The organism is Microcoleus sp. SVA1B4, assembly GCF_036700545.1.
Lineage (GTDB): Bacteria > Cyanobacteriota > Cyanobacteriia > Cyanobacteriales > Microcoleaceae > Microcoleus.
In genome coordinates this window covers 62,077-77,879 of the sequence record NZ_JAUBPB010000027.1, presented here as the reverse complement: position 1 = coordinate 77,879, position 15,803 = coordinate 62,077, and the positions used below count along the sequence as shown (strand labels likewise).

12 protein-coding genes are annotated in these 15,803 nt (G+C 45.3%); 6 read left to right on the top strand and 6 right to left on the bottom strand.

What is annotated here, in order from left to right:
• Positions 1 to 288: 288 nt before the first annotated feature.
• The gene (locus tag QT987_RS14810) at positions 289 to 927 is read right to left on the bottom strand and encodes a transaldolase family protein (RefSeq protein ID WP_333241231.1); all 639 of its coding nucleotides are present in this window, start codon (positions 925 to 927) and stop codon (positions 289 to 291) included.
• Between the two features lie 437 nt (positions 928 to 1,364).
• Here QT987_RS14810 and QT987_RS14805 point away from each other — a divergent pair, with 437 nt between their 5' ends.
• Complete coding sequence (locus tag QT987_RS14805) at positions 1,365 to 1,592, top strand: hypothetical protein (protein WP_333241228.1); 228 nt, start codon at positions 1,365 to 1,367, stop codon at positions 1,590 to 1,592.
• 434 nt (positions 1,593 to 2,026) lie between these two features.
• Here the strand turns inward: QT987_RS14805 and QT987_RS14800 are convergent, their stop codons facing one another.
• Entirely contained in the window at positions 2,027 to 2,695 is a 669-nt protein-coding gene (locus tag QT987_RS14800) for an ElyC/SanA/YdcF family protein (protein WP_333241225.1), read from the bottom strand.
• 101 nt (positions 2,696 to 2,796) lie between these two features.
• Here QT987_RS14800 and QT987_RS14795 point away from each other — a divergent pair, with 101 nt between their 5' ends.
• Both QT987_RS14795 and QT987_RS14790 read left to right on the top strand, forming a co-directional pair.
• A complete protein-coding gene (locus tag QT987_RS14795) occupies positions 2,797 to 3,468 on the top strand; it encodes an aminotransferase class IV (protein WP_333241222.1) in 672 nt (223 codons plus the stop codon).
• 104 nt (positions 3,469 to 3,572) lie between these two features.
• Entirely contained in the window at positions 3,573 to 5,024 is a 1,452-nt protein-coding gene (locus QT987_RS14790; protein ID WP_333241220.1) for an anthranilate synthase component I, read from the top strand.
• A 613-nt stretch (positions 5,025 to 5,637) separates the two neighbouring features.
• Here the strand turns inward: QT987_RS14790 and QT987_RS14785 are convergent.
• Positions 5,638 to 6,798: a quinone-dependent dihydroorotate dehydrogenase gene (locus tag QT987_RS14785; RefSeq protein ID WP_333241218.1), complete on the bottom strand. Its 1,161-nt coding sequence runs from the start codon at positions 6,796 to 6,798 to the stop codon at positions 5,638 to 5,640.
• 230 nt (positions 6,799 to 7,028) lie between these two features.
• Here QT987_RS14785 and QT987_RS14780 point away from each other — a divergent pair, with 230 nt between their 5' ends.
• Positions 7,029 to 9,950: a GAF domain-containing protein gene (locus QT987_RS14780; RefSeq protein ID WP_333241215.1), complete on the top strand. Its 2,922-nt coding sequence runs from the start codon at positions 7,029 to 7,031 to the stop codon at positions 9,948 to 9,950.
• 233 nt (positions 9,951 to 10,183) lie between these two features.
• Here the strand turns inward: QT987_RS14780 and QT987_RS14775 are convergent, their stop codons facing one another.
• Complete coding sequence (locus QT987_RS14775; protein ID WP_333241213.1) at positions 10,184 to 10,657, bottom strand: ABA4-like family protein; 474 nt, start codon at positions 10,655 to 10,657, stop codon at positions 10,184 to 10,186.
• Between the two features lie 178 nt (positions 10,658 to 10,835).
• On the opposite strand from QT987_RS14775, the gene QT987_RS14770 reads away from it, so the two are divergent.
• Positions 10,836 to 11,846: a leucine-rich repeat domain-containing protein gene (locus QT987_RS14770; RefSeq protein ID WP_333241211.1), complete on the top strand. Its 1,011-nt coding sequence runs from the start codon at positions 10,836 to 10,838 to the stop codon at positions 11,844 to 11,846.
• Between the two features lie 251 nt (positions 11,847 to 12,097).
• On the opposite strand, the gene QT987_RS14765 is transcribed toward QT987_RS14770, so the two are convergent.
• Positions 12,098 to 12,229 carry a hypothetical protein gene (locus tag QT987_RS14765; protein ID WP_333241209.1) on the bottom strand — a complete coding sequence of 44 codons (132 nt, stop codon included), beginning with the start codon at positions 12,227 to 12,229 and terminating at the stop codon, positions 12,098 to 12,100.
• A 166-nt stretch (positions 12,230 to 12,395) separates the two neighbouring features.
• Positions 12,396 to 13,895 carry an NAD(P)/FAD-dependent oxidoreductase gene (locus QT987_RS14760; protein ID WP_333241207.1) on the bottom strand — a complete coding sequence of 500 codons (1,500 nt, stop codon included), beginning with the start codon at positions 13,893 to 13,895 and terminating at the stop codon, positions 12,396 to 12,398.
• A gap of 207 nt (positions 13,896 to 14,102) precedes the next feature.
• Between QT987_RS14760 and QT987_RS14755 the strand changes: the two genes are divergently transcribed.
• On the top strand, positions 14,103 to 15,794 hold the full coding sequence (locus tag QT987_RS14755) for a hypothetical protein (RefSeq protein ID WP_333211272.1): 1,692 nt from the start codon (positions 14,103 to 14,105) through the stop codon (positions 15,792 to 15,794).
• Positions 15,795 to 15,803 lie beyond the last annotated feature (9 nt).

Below are 15,803 nucleotides of genomic sequence, written 5' to 3'. Positions count from 1 at the left end.
CCGTCCAAAAAAGACGGGCGGGACGCCCATCCCACAATAACAATTAAAATTGTAAGTTATTTAATTCGCGATCCTTAGTTAGTAGTCCTCACTCATCAGTCCTATCAAATACGGTGACTCGGAATTTACCCTGCAAGCTAGAGTCCCGCTCGTGAGTTCTCATCGAGAGCAGGACGCTCGCACGATCGGCATCATTCGGATGTTAGCCTATTTGATATTAGTGATTCAAAACCCATACCAATTACCCATTAGGAATTCGCAATTTGCACTTTTCACATAAATTTGGTATTATCCCAAAATTCCCCGCCCGTTTTGGGCAAATTCATCAACTGTTTGCTGGGATAATTCGTGAACTGCGATCGCCTGCAACACATCAAAAGGCAATGTTAAATGATGGGCGCCAGCTAACAAAGTCTTCACCGCTTCTTCCGGCGATTTAATGCTAGCTGCCAAAATCTCAGTATTACTTCTGTGCAACACATTTGCCATATCCCGCACTAAGGCAAAACCGTCTCCCAACAATCTGGTGGCGCGATTCACGTAGGCGATCGCATATTTAGCCCCCGCTTCTGCTGAGACAACTGCTTGTGATGCGCTGTATATCGCCGTCACCGCGCAAGGAATGGACGGTGACAAATGCGCGACTGCTTGAAAACCAGCCGCCGTTGCTGGAACTTTCAAAACTGTTTGCTGTCCAATTAATTCAAAAGCCGCTTTTCCTTCTGCTACCATGCCATCAACATCAGATGCCATTAGCTGATAATACACTTCCCCTGGAATCAGTTGTGCCAGTTGTTTAAGGGTTTGCTCAGGAGATAACTCGCTTTTTGCCAAAAGTGTCGGATTAGTAGTAATTCCCGCTATCCATCCGAACTTGCTCGCCCGTGCGGCTTCCGCTACAATTGCAGTATCAACATAAATTGCCATCGGCTCTACACCTTCAGTTTGTTAATAATTTCCAGACACTTGCTTGCAGATTGAGATAAATTCGAGCAAAATTAATTGTTAAGCTTTAACAATATCAGAATCTCGGAAATATTACTGTTAAGTAAATATAACAATTCAGTGATGTGCATCATCAGTAGTAGTGCGTGAGTTGTGAATTTAACAGGACTTAGGCTCAGAAACTCCGTTTCTTACAAAAAATTCGTTGAGGACGACCTATCTGTGAAAAAATCGGCTTTCTGAGGAAAATTGGCTAAGTGCTATTTAAGATAGCTAACAACTGAAATCACAACTTTTAAGTCAGTTGGTAACTGCGATTGTCGGGTACGGAAAACTTGACTCGCCAAATCCCGGATACAAATAAATTACATTTGTATTAAGGGTTATGTATGCAATAACTCCAGGAGGTGACTCAGAAAATGACCGAAGAAAAAAATCAGCAGCCACAAGTCAGCCTTGAGACATCTTCTGAACAACCTCAGTTGGAAACGTCAGCAGAAACCGCTGAAGAATTGTCGATAAATGTTAATTCTGAAACTCTGTCTCAATTGGTTGAAAATAACGCCGAAGACCGCTTGAAGGCTCTAGGCCGCTTAATGATGGTGAGCCTAACTTGGTCGCTGGCGGGGCTTTCCAAACGCGAGTAAGTTATGGAACACTACCGCAACGGGCCAGCTATGATTTGTGAGTTTTGTTGTAAGTTTTGTTTAACTCAAAACTTACAACTCCCGGACTTAGGAATGAGAATTAAATAACTTCCACTCTTGAAAGTGGGATGGGCCTAAGAGCCCGTCCAAAAAAGACGGGCGGGACGCCCATCCCACAATAACAATTAAAATTGTAAGTTATTTAATTCGCGATCCTTACCTGATGTCCAGTTAGTTGTAAGAAAATCCGTTTTTAGTGAAGACTTTAGTCCTTGTTTTAAGGACTAAAATCTTCAACATATCACTCATATCATGTCCGCTCGATTAACCATAATATCCTGGTCTGGGCGGGTTTTGGAGATTGTCCTTTGTTGGCAGGTATTGTTGGCTCACGGGCCCCTACAAAAATCACGGTCGCTCGACTGGACATGATATCATAACTTTTCTTGAATTCCTTCAAACGGCCCCAAAAAAGTCGGTTCGGGACGGGTAACGCGCACTTCCCAAAGCGCTTTGATGACTGCCAAAAATTCGCGGAAAGTGTAGCGAATCATGCCCTTTTGGCGAAATTTGCCCCAATCCGGCGTTCCTAAGCCGATCGCCTTTATGCCCAACCGGCGGCAGGTATAAACAGCGCGGGCTAAGTGAAAGTTTTGGGTAACTAAAACAGCCTGCGTTATGCCAAAAATCTCTTTCGCCCGGTAGCAACTTTCATAGGTGCTAAATCCGGCATAATCGAGAACGATATTATTAATCGGTACGCCCTGGGCTTCGGCGTAGTCCTGCATTGCTTGGACTTCGTTGTAATCGACGGTGCTATTGTCTCCTGTCATCAAAAGTTTGTCCACTCGCCCCGCTTTGTACAAATCGACGGCTGCTTGCACTCGATCGGCTAACATGGGGCTTGGAGTGCCGTCTTCCCAAAGTCCGGCACCAAAAACGATAGCAATGGGTTCTGCAGGCACGTTAGCTATATCGCTGTGGCGGTAGTTGCGGGTAACAAATCGGACGTAGTAGTTGAGCGCTAGGGGTGTGAGCACTGAGGTTAATATTAACAGCCCGATGGCAAAGCGCCATTGAAATATAAAGGATTTAGGCAACATAAATTCAAGTTAACTTCCTATATAATTACACGAACAGGCCGCTTCGCGGGTCTAATAATTGTCTTGTTCCCGAATTTACATTATATTATATTGACAAAAATATGATTCAACACCAGCCAAACTTTGAATTGCTGGAATCACTTTTATGGGAACCCAAAAACGGCTATTTTTTGCTAGACAGACATCTTCAAAGATTAGAGCGATCGGCTTATTATTTTAATTTTCCCCTATCGCTAACAGAAACAAGCAAAGCTTTACAAGCATTAAGTATGACTTGCGGGTCAGTCAAACAAAAAATACGGTTAACAATATCTTGTGACGGAAACATAACATTACAAGCTCAGACACTAGATAGCGGTATCTTAAAAATCGGTGCATCTGTGGGAATTGCCCGCCAACAGATCGATTCTCAAAACCCATTTCTTTACCACAAGACAACTTACCGATTGCCTTATACAATGGCTTTGGAGTCGCAGCCCCAATATCAGGATGTCTTTCTGTGGAATCAAGATGGAGTTATCACCGAATCCACGATCGCCAATATCGCGATCGATACACCCGCAGGTCTAATCACACCTCCCCTCAAGTGCGGTTTATTACCGGGGACGTTTCGTTCTCAACTTTTAGAGGAGGGAAAAATCAGAGAAGAATTAATTACCTTAGATGATTTGCACAGAACCCAAACTCTATTTCTCATTAACTCCGTTAGGGGTTGGATACGCCTCAAAAAAGAGGAAAACCGAGATATTTGGAAAGTTGTAAATAATGGCTGAGATAACGCTTTAAATCGATTTTAGGAGGGTGCGAACTGTGCACTTTACTACAGAATTGACATTTTGCGTAAGTCCTGAAAGTGTTAACCCTAGTGCAATCTATAATGAAACAAATACAACCTTGGCATTGGCGAAAGCTTCCCCTAAATCAGCGCAGCGGATCGGAGATTTTTCAAACTTTATTTCTCGGTAAAACCGCCGAAAGTGCAGGCTCAATATCGGAGTGTTTCCCCCGCGATATGGCTGTTCTGCTAGAAAGTCCAGTTACATCTTCTACTAACTTGGCACGATATTCTATTTGTGCAGGTTCTCCCCGGATAATTGACGGTCAATCTCAGCTATGGACACCGCCAGTCGGGGAAATTTTACCTTTTTTACGCGGTCTTTTGGACTCTCAAAAGCCAAAATTAGCAGTGAATGTACCGCCGGAAATTCCTTTTACGGGGGGTTGGTTGGGATGGCTAGGTTATGATTTAGCATGGGAAATCGAACACCTGCCCCAACTCAATACCGATCCGCTTCCTTTCCCGGTTAGCTGTTGGTACGAACCAGAATCTTTTGCAGTTTTAGACAGTCAAACGCAAATTCTCTGGTTGGCTGCGAGTCAACCTTCTCACCTCGATGTTATGCAGCATCAATTAGAGCAAACCAAGCCAGAAATAATCGAGAATAATTTACCGGAAAATTATCAACAAAATTCCGCTACTCCTATTTTCCAATTATCTCAGAGTGAGTATAAAGAAATAGTGCGAAAAGCTCAGAAGTATATTCAGGCGGGCGATATTTTTCAGGCTAATTTATCTTTGCGGTTTGAAGCCCGTACAGATTGCAGTAGTTGGTCAATTTACCGCGCTTTGCAACAGATCAATCCTTCGCCTTTTGCAAGTTATTGGCAAACTCCGTGGGGGGCGATAGTTAGTTGTTCGCCGGAAAGACTGGTTCAATTATTAGGGAAAAAAGTGGATACTAGACCGATCGCGGGAACGAGACCGCGAGGTTTAACCTCCATTCAAGATGAGCAGTTAGCACAGGAATTAATAGAGAATATCAAAGAAAGAGCCGAACATATTATGTTAGTTGACTTAGAACGCAACGATATCGGGAGGGTGTGTGAATGGGGTTCGGTAAAAGTTAACGAATTTCTGACGATTGAACGCTACAGTCATGTGATGCACCTCGTCAGTAATGTTATCGGTACATTAAGAGAAGATTGCGACGCGATCGACTTAATTCGAGGGGTATTTCCGGGCGGTACGATTACAGGTTGTCCGAAAGTGCGCTGTCTGGAAATTATCGAAGAATTGGAACCTGTGAAGCGCAATTTATTTTACGGTTCTTGCGGTTATTTGGACTGGCGCGGCAACCTGGATTTAAATATTTTAATTCGCACCCTTTTATATGCACCAAAAAGTGACGGTACGACAGGGGGAGTTGTTTGGGGACAAGTGGGTGCGGGGATTGTTGCTGATAGCGATCCAGAAAGGGAATGGCAAGAGTCGCTGCATAAAGCTCAAGCTCAAGTTAATGCTTTGAAATTAGCGGAAATATTTGATTAAATGCGTGTTATATCATGTCCGATCGATTAACCATAATATCCCGGTCGGGGCGGGTTTTTGAGATGGTCAATTATTGGCAGGTATTGTTGGTGAACCCGCCCCTACAAAAATTGCGGTCGCTCGACCGGACATGATATTATATCAATCGACTTGTTAAGATTATTGAAATTTTAGAGCGCTGATTTACTTTTGATCTAAAACTGATTAAAGTCGAGGGAAAAGAAAAGATTTATTGTAGTATTAATGTTAGGGAACTGTTGGTATAGTGTTGCCTGATAGTTTTTTTAGCGATCGCACTGTGAGTCATATCAATTCCGGCAGTCAGGCCGGAATGATATCAAATCCGCGCTTCTAAGTCGGGCTTAAAGTCGAATCAAGCTGCCAACAAATAATTCGCGCAATTTTCATTTTTTTACTCACAGTCACCAGTCAACAGTCAATAGTCATTAGTCATTAGTCATATCAAATCCGTTAGCATCAGAATTATTCATCTCTCTGTTCTCTTCCTCTGCGTTCTCTGCGTTCTCTGCGGTTTAATCATTCCAATGCAACCGGAATTGATATCATTAGTCATTAGTCATTAGTTAACAGTTAACAGTCAACAGTCCTATGTCTATTGATTGTCCGAACCTACTGCCTCAGAAATAGAACTAAATCCGCGTTTTTCTAACTTTTGCAACAAACCTTGGAGAATCCGACGCACCATCCAAGGCCCTTCGTAAACCCAACCGGTGTAAACTTGAATTAAACTGGCACCGGCGGCTATTTTTTCCCAAGCATCTTCGGCGGTGAAAATGCCGCCAACTCCAATTATGGGCAATTCGCCTTTTGTATATTGCCAGATAAATCGGATTACTTCTGTCGATCGCTCCCGCACAGGAAGCCCGCTAATTCCCCCGGCTTCTTCGGCGATTGGTTTGCCTGTTTCTGGCAATATTTGTGTTTTCAATCCGTCGCGGCGGATGGTGGTATTGGTGGCGATAATTCCTGCTAATTGGTAGGTTTTTGCTAAGTCGAGGATAGATACGAGATCCTCCGACTCCAAATCCGGCGCAATCTTGACTAAAATGGGCTTGATTCCCCGATTTTCTTGTTGCAACATTTCCAAAATTGTGGTAAGCCCAGCAGCATCTTGGAGCGATCGCAATCCAGGCGTATTCGGAGAGGAAACGTTGACTACAAAATAGTCGCCCCAATCTTTCAGCAGCTTAAAACTCTCCAAATAGTCGGCTGCTGCCTGCTCTAACGGTGTTACCTTAGATTTACCGAGATTGATGCCCAAGGGGAACGGAGACTGAGGCATGGGGCCCTGGGCATCGAGTGGGGACTTTTTCTGTGCTGCCTGAAACCGGGCTGCCATTGCCCCGGCTCCTTGATTGTTAAATCCCATGCGGTTGAGGGCTGCACTGTCCTCCGTCAAGCGAAACAAGCGAGGTTGGGGGTTTCCCGGCTGTGGTTGACAAGTGACAGTGCCAAGTTCGGCAAAGCCAAAGCCAAAATTTGCCCAAATATCGGCAGCTACGCCGTTTTTATCAAATCCGGCGGCCAAGCCGACAGGATTGTTAAAGCTCAGTCCCCACAAAGATTGTTCGAGGCGAGAATCTTGGACTCCCAAAGATTTCTGCAATCGAGAGAGCATTTGGCTGGTTGCTGGGTTTGACTGGGTTCTGGCTGCGAGTTCAAGAACTTGGAGAGTGCGGTTGTGCAGCCACTCGGCATCGGTTTTCAATACGGAAAACAACAGCGGGCGTACACTTGATTGATAAATATCCAATGATTTGTACTGGGGCAATTTACAAATTAGAAAGGAGAAGGAAAATAAAAATATTCACGAGCAGACAGTGAAGGTGAGGTTGTTACTTCAACTTCGATCGACTTTATCCAATGTTTGAGACTGAAGGATAAGTGAGACGATTATATTATAAGTTGACTCTTTGGCATTTTAATTTTTTGAATCTTTAAGTTAGTAATTTTAAATTAGACAAGGTGCGGGGAAGCTTGGAAATGGGGCAGCAGCAAAGACCAAAGGATTTAGACGAACAAATCGCGACCCTAGAGCGCGTTCTCCAGACTCTCCGAGAAGAGGAGAATGTGGAAGTGCTACTTTCGACCACACTCGGTTACTTGCAAGCGGAATTTGACTGGGGTTTGATTTGGATCGGGTTGTACGATCGACAGGCCCACAGATTGTTCGGGAAAGGCGGCATAACTCCTAACGGCGACCAGTCTTTTCTCAAACAGCGGTTTGCCCTCAGCCCAGGGGATTTGCTGGAACAAGTGGTGATTCAGCTCCGGCCGGTGGGAGTCCCGGATTTGCGATCGGAAAACCGAGCCGGAGAATGGCGCAAAGCAGCTCAAACTTTCAATATTCAAGGCACGACTCTGTTTCCGCTGCGCTACAAAGACCGCTGCTACGGCGTGATTTTGCTCGGAACTGAGGTATGGGGAGCGTCGCCCAAGTCGGGGGAAAAAACCCAGTTGGCGATCGTATTTGGAGCGCTGGCAACTGCTCTTTACCAAATAGAAAAAGACTGGCAGCGACAACAAGTTAAACACCCAGATGAGTCTCTTTTAGCGCTGATTTCGCAGTTGGGGGAATTGCGATCGCTCGACCAATACTTGCAAGCAGTTGTCGAACAAACTCATGAATTTATCGAGCCGACGCGCACCAATGTTTATTGGTTCGAGCGAGAGCGGCGCTATTTTTGGCGCCGAGTCAGCAACCGCGAAGTTGCTCCGGGTTTGAGCGGGCCGGGCCGAGCGGCTTCGGGCATCACCGTCCAAGACTTGGGCGAATTTTATCAGGCTTTGGGCAGGGAAGAAATGGTTTGGATCGGTGAATCTCAAAGTTCTCTGAAAACTGAGCTGACGGGGCGGTTGATGCAGCAAATCCGCGCTCGCTCTCTGTTGGCTGCGCCGATTGTTTCGGAAGGGGAATTGTTGGGATTTTTGGCAGTCGAAGCCGGCGAGCCCCGGATTTGGCAAGACAATGAAAAGCATTATCTGCGGGGAGTGGCGCAGTTAGTGGCTCTGACGGCTCCTGTGTCGGAGATGGAGGAGAAAATTCAGCAAATTGAGATCGATCGAGATTTAACTGCGGGAATAGCTCACGCCATCTACAGCGATGCTGACTGGGAGGCGACTTTGAAAAATACCGCCGAACAGTTGTGCGATCGGCTCAAATGCGAATACTTTTTGCTGCTGCTGTACGGCGAAGAACAAAATCGCTTTGAAATTGTCTGCCAAAATCTGCCCCGCAACCGCAGGGCAGTGCCGTCGCCGCTCAACGCCCTGGATGTGGCTGACGTGGGGCTGTTGCAAGCAAGTGCACCTCTAGCTATTGAAAATTGGGAGGAAGATGGGCGGTTGGGCGCTTGGCGGGATGTGTTGGGGGAAGCTGGGGTGCGATCGCTTTTGGCATCGAGCACTCGGGCGAAAAAGTCCGAGGGAGAAAACCCCAATCTCAAATCGAAAATCGCCAATCGCAAATCGATCGAGGGTTTGCTGGTTGTCGGGCACAGTGCAACTCGCACTTGGAGGCGATCGGAGCAAGAATTAGTTCGGCTAGTGGGCGAACAACTCGGATTGATCCTGCACTCGTGGCAGCAGAGTTCGGCAATCGACAAATATCAGCAATTTGAGCGATCGCTCAAATCGGGTTTGGCGGTTTTGCACCATTCTCCTGATGAGCAATCTGAGCAAGAGATATCTGCTGCTTCACCGCCGATGTTCCCAGAGTTGCCGTTACAAAAGCTCGATCGTAACTTTGCTCAACACGTTTCCCAGACAATTTCCTGTCCTTTAGTAGCCGTAATTACTTGGAATCCCGGTGATGAGGAAGGTTCGATCGTGGCGACGGTAGCTGCCAATCCTGTATTTGCCCTCAATCCCGAGGCGGAGATTCCTGTCAAAACAGATGCTTTGATCCAACAAACCCTGGCTGCTAACTGCGTGGTGCAACAGAGCACGAGCCAACTGCCACTGGCGACAAAGCGGTGGCTCCGCAGTCCGGGAATTGGCGAGATTATGACGGTGGCGCTGCGGACGGCCCCAGAACACGCTCCGGTGGGCATTGTGGTGGCTGCGGACGCTCCGGGCCGCCAGTGGTCGGAGTTGTCGGTGAGTTTACTCAGCTCGATGGCGTCTCAGTTGGCTTGGTGGCGCAGGTATTTGGCGGTGCAATCGGCCCAGGAGTCGCAGCGATTGGATCTGGAGTTGCTCAACTGGTACAAACAGCGCCGTTTTGAGGAGTTTTACCGCACGGTGGGAGCGGGGGTGAAGGAGTTGGGGGAGTTGAGTCAGTCGATTTTGCAGTCGGCGAAGGAGCAAAAGGATGCTCTGAAAATTTTGCGCTACCAACAGGTTTTGCGGCAAATTGGCAATGCTTTGGGGTCAACTCATTTGCTGCTAAAACAGGAACATTGGCGGCTGCAATTCGCACAAGATGCGGTGCCTGTGAGCGCTTGGCTGAGGCGATCGCTCGATCGAACGGCCCCCCTGGTCAAACACTCGAAAGTCTTGCTGGATGTGCACAGAGAAGCTGCTGTGTCTATGCCGGCCGGTCAGACTTTGAGCGTTCGCGGGGACAGCATCAAGCTGGATTTGATTCTGTGCGAATTGCTGGCGACGGCTTGCAGGCGCTCTGCTGTTGGTGCCAAGATTGAGATTCGCTCTGAGTTGTTGGGGGAAGATTTGTTAGAATTGTCTGTGATCGATAGCGGCGCGTGCGATCGACAGTTAATTGCTGCCTTCAACGGCGGCTCCGAACCCGATATATTAGCGGTTTCTAATTCCCATAGGTCGATCGTGCAAAATCTCTTAATTTGTCAGCGAGCGGTACGCTTAATGGGGGGAAACTTTTCTATAGAAATGTTAGAAAACAATTTAATTGTGGCTCGTTTAGTGTTGCCCCTAGCCACTTCTTAATCTGGTAAAATTTTGTAAAAGTTCCAAGCTGCGATCGAGGATTGTAGGGGCGGGTTTCACCAACAATAATTGCCTAAAACCCATAATTTTATAAACCCGCCCCCACCCAACAGTAAACCGCCATCTACCTCTTTCAAAATACAAGGGACGGGTTTAGCTACGCTCTATATTGTTACTGATATCTTGCGCCATACTTAGGAACGAACGGGCCACAGAGCCCGTTCCACAATACATCAATTTTCTTGGGGGTGGGCCCCAGAACCCGCCCCTGAAAGACTTTCAGAATTCGGGAAAAACCTTTGAGTAATCCAAGCAGTTACAATATGAGAAAGCAATCCCATCGGCCCAGCAAAAAAACACAAAGCCAAAGAATGAACCGTCCAAACTCCTGTCCGCTGTCCTTCCCAATAAATCCAGCGCCCGACAAACAAATCCATCACTAAAAAATGTATCCATCCCGTAGCAGCCGCCGTTTCCTCCCCCAGAAACTTAGCAATATCTGCTAACTTAGGATTCGACAAAGCAGCCGCATTTTCCGCCGTCAGACTGCTACCAAACAAATATATGTACAAAACGGCGAGCATCGCAAACGGAATAAAGGAATTCATCACTTTTCGGGTAATTCCCCAGTTGGGTAATAAAATCATAATTGCCCAGAAAGGCACAACGAACAGATTACCGGCATTAAAAATTAGTTCTGGTGTCATAGTTGGCTCTTGGCTCCTGCGAAGGCAATGCAATTAACGATGTTAAGATTACTTTACACAATTTTTGCGGAAATTTCTCAAAACCCGAAAAAAATCTCATTCACAAATGAAATAGAATTGCTATACTGATCTAAAATTTCAAATCTCCCATCTAAAATCGATTAAGGCAGCACAGCCCATGACAAATTATAATAAGTTTCCCGATTGGTGCAAGCAAAAAGAAAATATCTCGCCCGACGCCAAACATACCGTAGACATACTGTTGCAAATATCAGACACCGCCGAGTGCGATCGAGCTAACGAACTGCTTTCTAATACAAAAGAACTTAACCTCAAAAATCTTCAAATTACCGATATCAGCCCCCTCTCATCTTTCACTCAACTTACTAATCTCATCCTAGGCAGTAATCAAATATCTGACCTCGATACCCTGCAATCTTTAACTAACCTGAAAACTCTGGTTATAGATGTCAATCAAATATCAGATATCAGTTCGCTTTCATCTCTAATAAATCTGACTATACTCGTTCTCGATACCAATCAAATCTCAGACATCAGTCCCCTAGCAGGTCTAACTAATCTTACCGCACTTGTCTTGTTTGACAACAAAATTTCCGACATCACTCCGGTGAAAAATTTAACTAACTTAAATGCGCTGATTCTCTACAACAATCAAATTTCCGATCTCGCTCCTCTGGCAAATTTAACTGAACTCCAGACACTCTACCTTTACAATAATAAAATATCAGATATCACGCCGCTGGCTTCCTTGAAAAATCTGACTACGCTGTTTCTGTTCGGAAATGAAATATCTGACATTACTCCGTTGAAATCTTTAACTAATTTAAATAAATTGGTTTTATTCCAAAATCAAATATCAGATATTAGTCCTTTGACATCGCTGACTAATTTAATTGAACTCAACCTCGGTAACAATCAAATATCAGACATCAGTCCGCTGAAATCGTTAACTAATTTGACTGAACTTTATTTGTTCAACAATCCGATTTCGGATAGCAGCGCGCTACAAGCTTTAAATAATTTATTTTTACTAGACTTGTACAACAATCAAATCTCTGATATCAGTTCCCTGCAATCTTTGCAAAAGTTGACTACGCTGGACTTGCGCGGCAATCCCATTGTTAATAAAATTTGCCCTGTCAATCCTGAATCTATCTGTCGGTTTTAATTAATTATTAAGACCGAGGCAAGATGGCAGTTTATAGAGTATAATGTTTAACGTCAATATCAGGAGAAAGTGATGAGCGGACACGATGCTTTGATGTTAGGATTGCTGCTGTTGCCAGGTTTGGCTTTGTCGATCGCAATTATGGGCGCTTTTGCCGCTGGTGGATAATCAGTTTTGGCAGCAGGCAGATTTTGTAAAAAGTAGTTTTTTCCTCGTTTTCCTCGTTCCCAGGAAGAGCCTGGGAACGCATTTCACTCTTGCTCAGCCTCCTGTTTTTTTGCCAGCGAGGCAGAGCCTCTGGATCTCGGTTCCCAGCCAGAGGCAGGGAACCAGTTAATCCGTTGCCGAACTTCCTTCTTCCTGACATCCGTTACATCTGACATCTTGCACCATTCTCAAGAACAGGCTTTTCGGCCTGTTCCACAAGAGATAAATTTTTTTGTGGAACAGGCCGAAAAGCCTGTTCATAAAAGGTTTATTGACAATGGTGCAAGATGTGAGTTACATCCGTTACATCCCGTACATTGCTCGTTGCCGAACTTCCTTCGCTTACAAAAATTGTGCTGTCACATCGGAATTTACCAAAGTATTCGCGCACAAAATACCCGATGCTGCGACAGCGGGGACGCCAATTCCGGGCATGGTGCTGTCTCCCACGCGATACAAGCCTTTGACTGGTGTTTGCGGGCCGGGAAATGTGCCTTTTCCGGCGGCAATTGCAGGCCCGTAAGTTCCTTGATATCGGCGCAAAAATCGGGCGTGGGTTAGCGGTGTGCCGATCGACTCTACGACTATTCGCGATCGCAAATCCGGTATAATTTTTTCTAAAGCTTGAAACAGAGATTGCGATCGCTCTTGCTTTTTCTGCTGATACAATTCGCCATATTCCCAACCTTCGTAAGGTTCCAATGTATAAGCGTGAACGGCGTGATGTCCGGGCGGCGCGAGATTTTCATCCCACACTGTAGGAATCGAAATCATGCAAGTATTTCCGGGTACTGTAATGTCAATCTTGCTGTCGTGAACGACGACGTGGTGGCCGGTCAAACCTTCGAGTCCTTCGGCTTTAATTCCTAAATGCAGGTGCATGAAACTGTCTACTGCTGGCATCGACAAAGCGTTTTTTCGGTAGCTTTTCGGCAAATCTTCAGGCCGCAGTAATTTTGTATAAGTATCCCAGATTGTGGCATTGGAAATGACAATTGGGGCGCGGATAATTTCGCCATTTTTCAAGCGAACGCCAGTGGTTTTGCCGGATTCAACTAATATTTGCTCGACGGGAGCTCCCAGGCGCAATTTTCCTCCCCAGCGCTGCAAGCCTCTGACTAAAGCATCGACGATCGCACCGCTGCCACCTACAGGATATTCGATCGCACAGCGCGATCGTTCGCCAATCATAAAAGCTATTTCCGGCGCGACAGTTCCGTGCGCTTTCAAACCAGACAGCAAAAAGCACTCCAAATCGATCAAACGCCGCACCCAAGGGTCACGCACGTCCCGATCCATCAAGGAACCTGCTGAACCCGCGATCGCACCTACTAGCGGCAACAGCTTCAGCAAAGCAGGCGAGTACCGAGACAGCAAAACAGGTATCAACTGCCAGTCGGATCTCAGCGCTAAAGCCGGAATTCCACGCAAAGCTTCATACAAAACTAATAAATTTTGTTGAAATTGCTGTAATTCTACAGCACCTTGCGGTGCGAATTTAGCTACAGCATCTAAGTAACTTCTCGCATCAGCATAAATCGGTAAACTTCCCTCTGGAAAATGGTAATGCCCCAGCGGATCGTAAGAAATTGCAGCGATCGATTCCTCCAAAACATCAAAAACTTGCCGCAAAGGATTGAACGAGCGGGAGTCAGTCAAACCGCAATAAAAAGAAGGCCCCGAATCAAAGTGAAATCCCCGGCGCGAAAAGCTGTGAGCTGCCCCGCCCGCTATGATGTGGCTCTCGCAGACGAGCACCTGCTTCCCGTAGCGAGCTAGCATCGAGCCTGCGACTAAGCCCCCAATACCGCTCCCAATTACGATCGCATCAAAGTCTTGCATTTATCAAATGTGGTATAATTGTATTATTTCTTGCTAAGTGTTGACCCGCCCAAAAACGGGTACCGTGCCACCTACGCTCCTGAGTGGAGATACTAAAATTTTAGACTCAAGTTCTGGTTCCCAGATTCACGGCGCTGCAAGTAAATCTCAAATCTAAAATCTCAAATCTCAAATCGACTGACAGGGTATTTTTATGGGAGGAAAACTATGAAAGCTTTATCTATTTTAGATGAAGTTGTTCGCGAATTAGAACAAGACGTGAATCTCTCGCGCATTAAAAAAATAATATTTTTTGCTTGTAAAGAGTTCTGGGAAAACGACCCTGCCCAACTCGCCAGCGCCGATGTAAGGATTTTAATCGAAGAACTGTGCGCCAAATACAGCCGGTTAGAAGATATTGAAGCAGTTTTAAATAGTATAGTCTCTAAGGTTAATAAAAAAACCGAGTATGCTTTAGTAGCCGACCTCATAGTCTGTCAACTTAGCAGGCTGTATGAATTTGAAGACTTCACCAAATTAGAAGTAAACATATCTAGTTTTGGCGGTCAGGAATCTCCCGCATTTGAAGAACACTTTAGTTCGGAAGTACCCAGCAGCGAAGAAAGGGCAAGAAACCCCGGCACTTTATTTGATGTGCGACAAAAAATTTTGCAGCAAACAAATCCGCTGAGGGCGAAAATCCTCATTTTTTCTACTCTTTATCACCAGTTTACTTTTAGCGATCGCGACTGGCTACTTCTGAAAACTCAAGAACTTGACAATCTACTGCGACAACTGTTTAATGTCTGTACCACCCTAGCCGAACTGGAATCTCAGTTGTACAGAACTGCTAGCAATCTCGACAACAGAGATGAAAACGACCAAGCAGCGAGCGTAATCATCAAAGCGATGAATCCTTGTTACGCAAAAATGCAACAGGAAGAACCCCATGAAGCCGAATCTTCGGCTAGTGAAGATTACGATCAGACACATTTAAACAACAGTGTTTATCAAGAGATCGAGCTGGTGGACAAAGGCAGCGATTATTTTGATCCAGGCGAGATTACCCACATCCTTCAAGCTGCTCCACCTCACTATCATTATGACCCTCAAAAGAGTTACTTAGTGCCGGACACGGCAGAAAATCTACCGTTTCAAGAACCAGAAACCAGCAATAATTATCCTACTGAGTTCAGACAGGAAATGGTAGAAACATTCCCAGTTGCAGAAATGCCGACTATTATCGAAATTTTAGAACCTGCTGCTCCTGTTATTATAAATATTAGCGATTCCATCAAACGCAAGTTGGGATTGGAAGAAGAAATGACAGAATTAGTCAGTCAAAGTGCTAACTCCGCCACAGCGCAAATAGAAAATATATTCACCCAGTTAGAATCAGCCTTAAATGGAAAGTTTTCAACCGGAAGTGCAGAGGATCGTTTGTACTGGAAATATAAAAATCTCAGAGAGTATGTAGGCAAAGTTCAGAAGTTTACCGATAAATTGCTGGAAATTTTGATTGAATTGGAGTCAAAAGAAAGCGGAAAAAATCTTTCTAAAATCCCAGAAAATATGGCAGACAATATTTCCGAAATCCCGCCGGAAAACTCTAGCCCTAAAGCAAATCAGTATCAGCTTCTGGAAATGGCAAAACAAGGCAAACCAAAGGCGATCGCCCAATTGATTAATCAATTGCTACAGCCTAAAGGAATTGCTGCTACAGTAGGATTTAAAGACGGTTGGCTCCATGTGATTCTGGAGTCTGCTGAAGTACCAAACCAACAGAGTACAGCTACATACATTCACAAAAAACTGTGTACTTTAAAATCAAAATATCTTACTCATGTGAAAATTCACGGGCGACAGTTAGGCAGCAAAACAGTTTCTTGGACTCAAGAATTTGTCAATCAAAATCATTAAATATCCCGA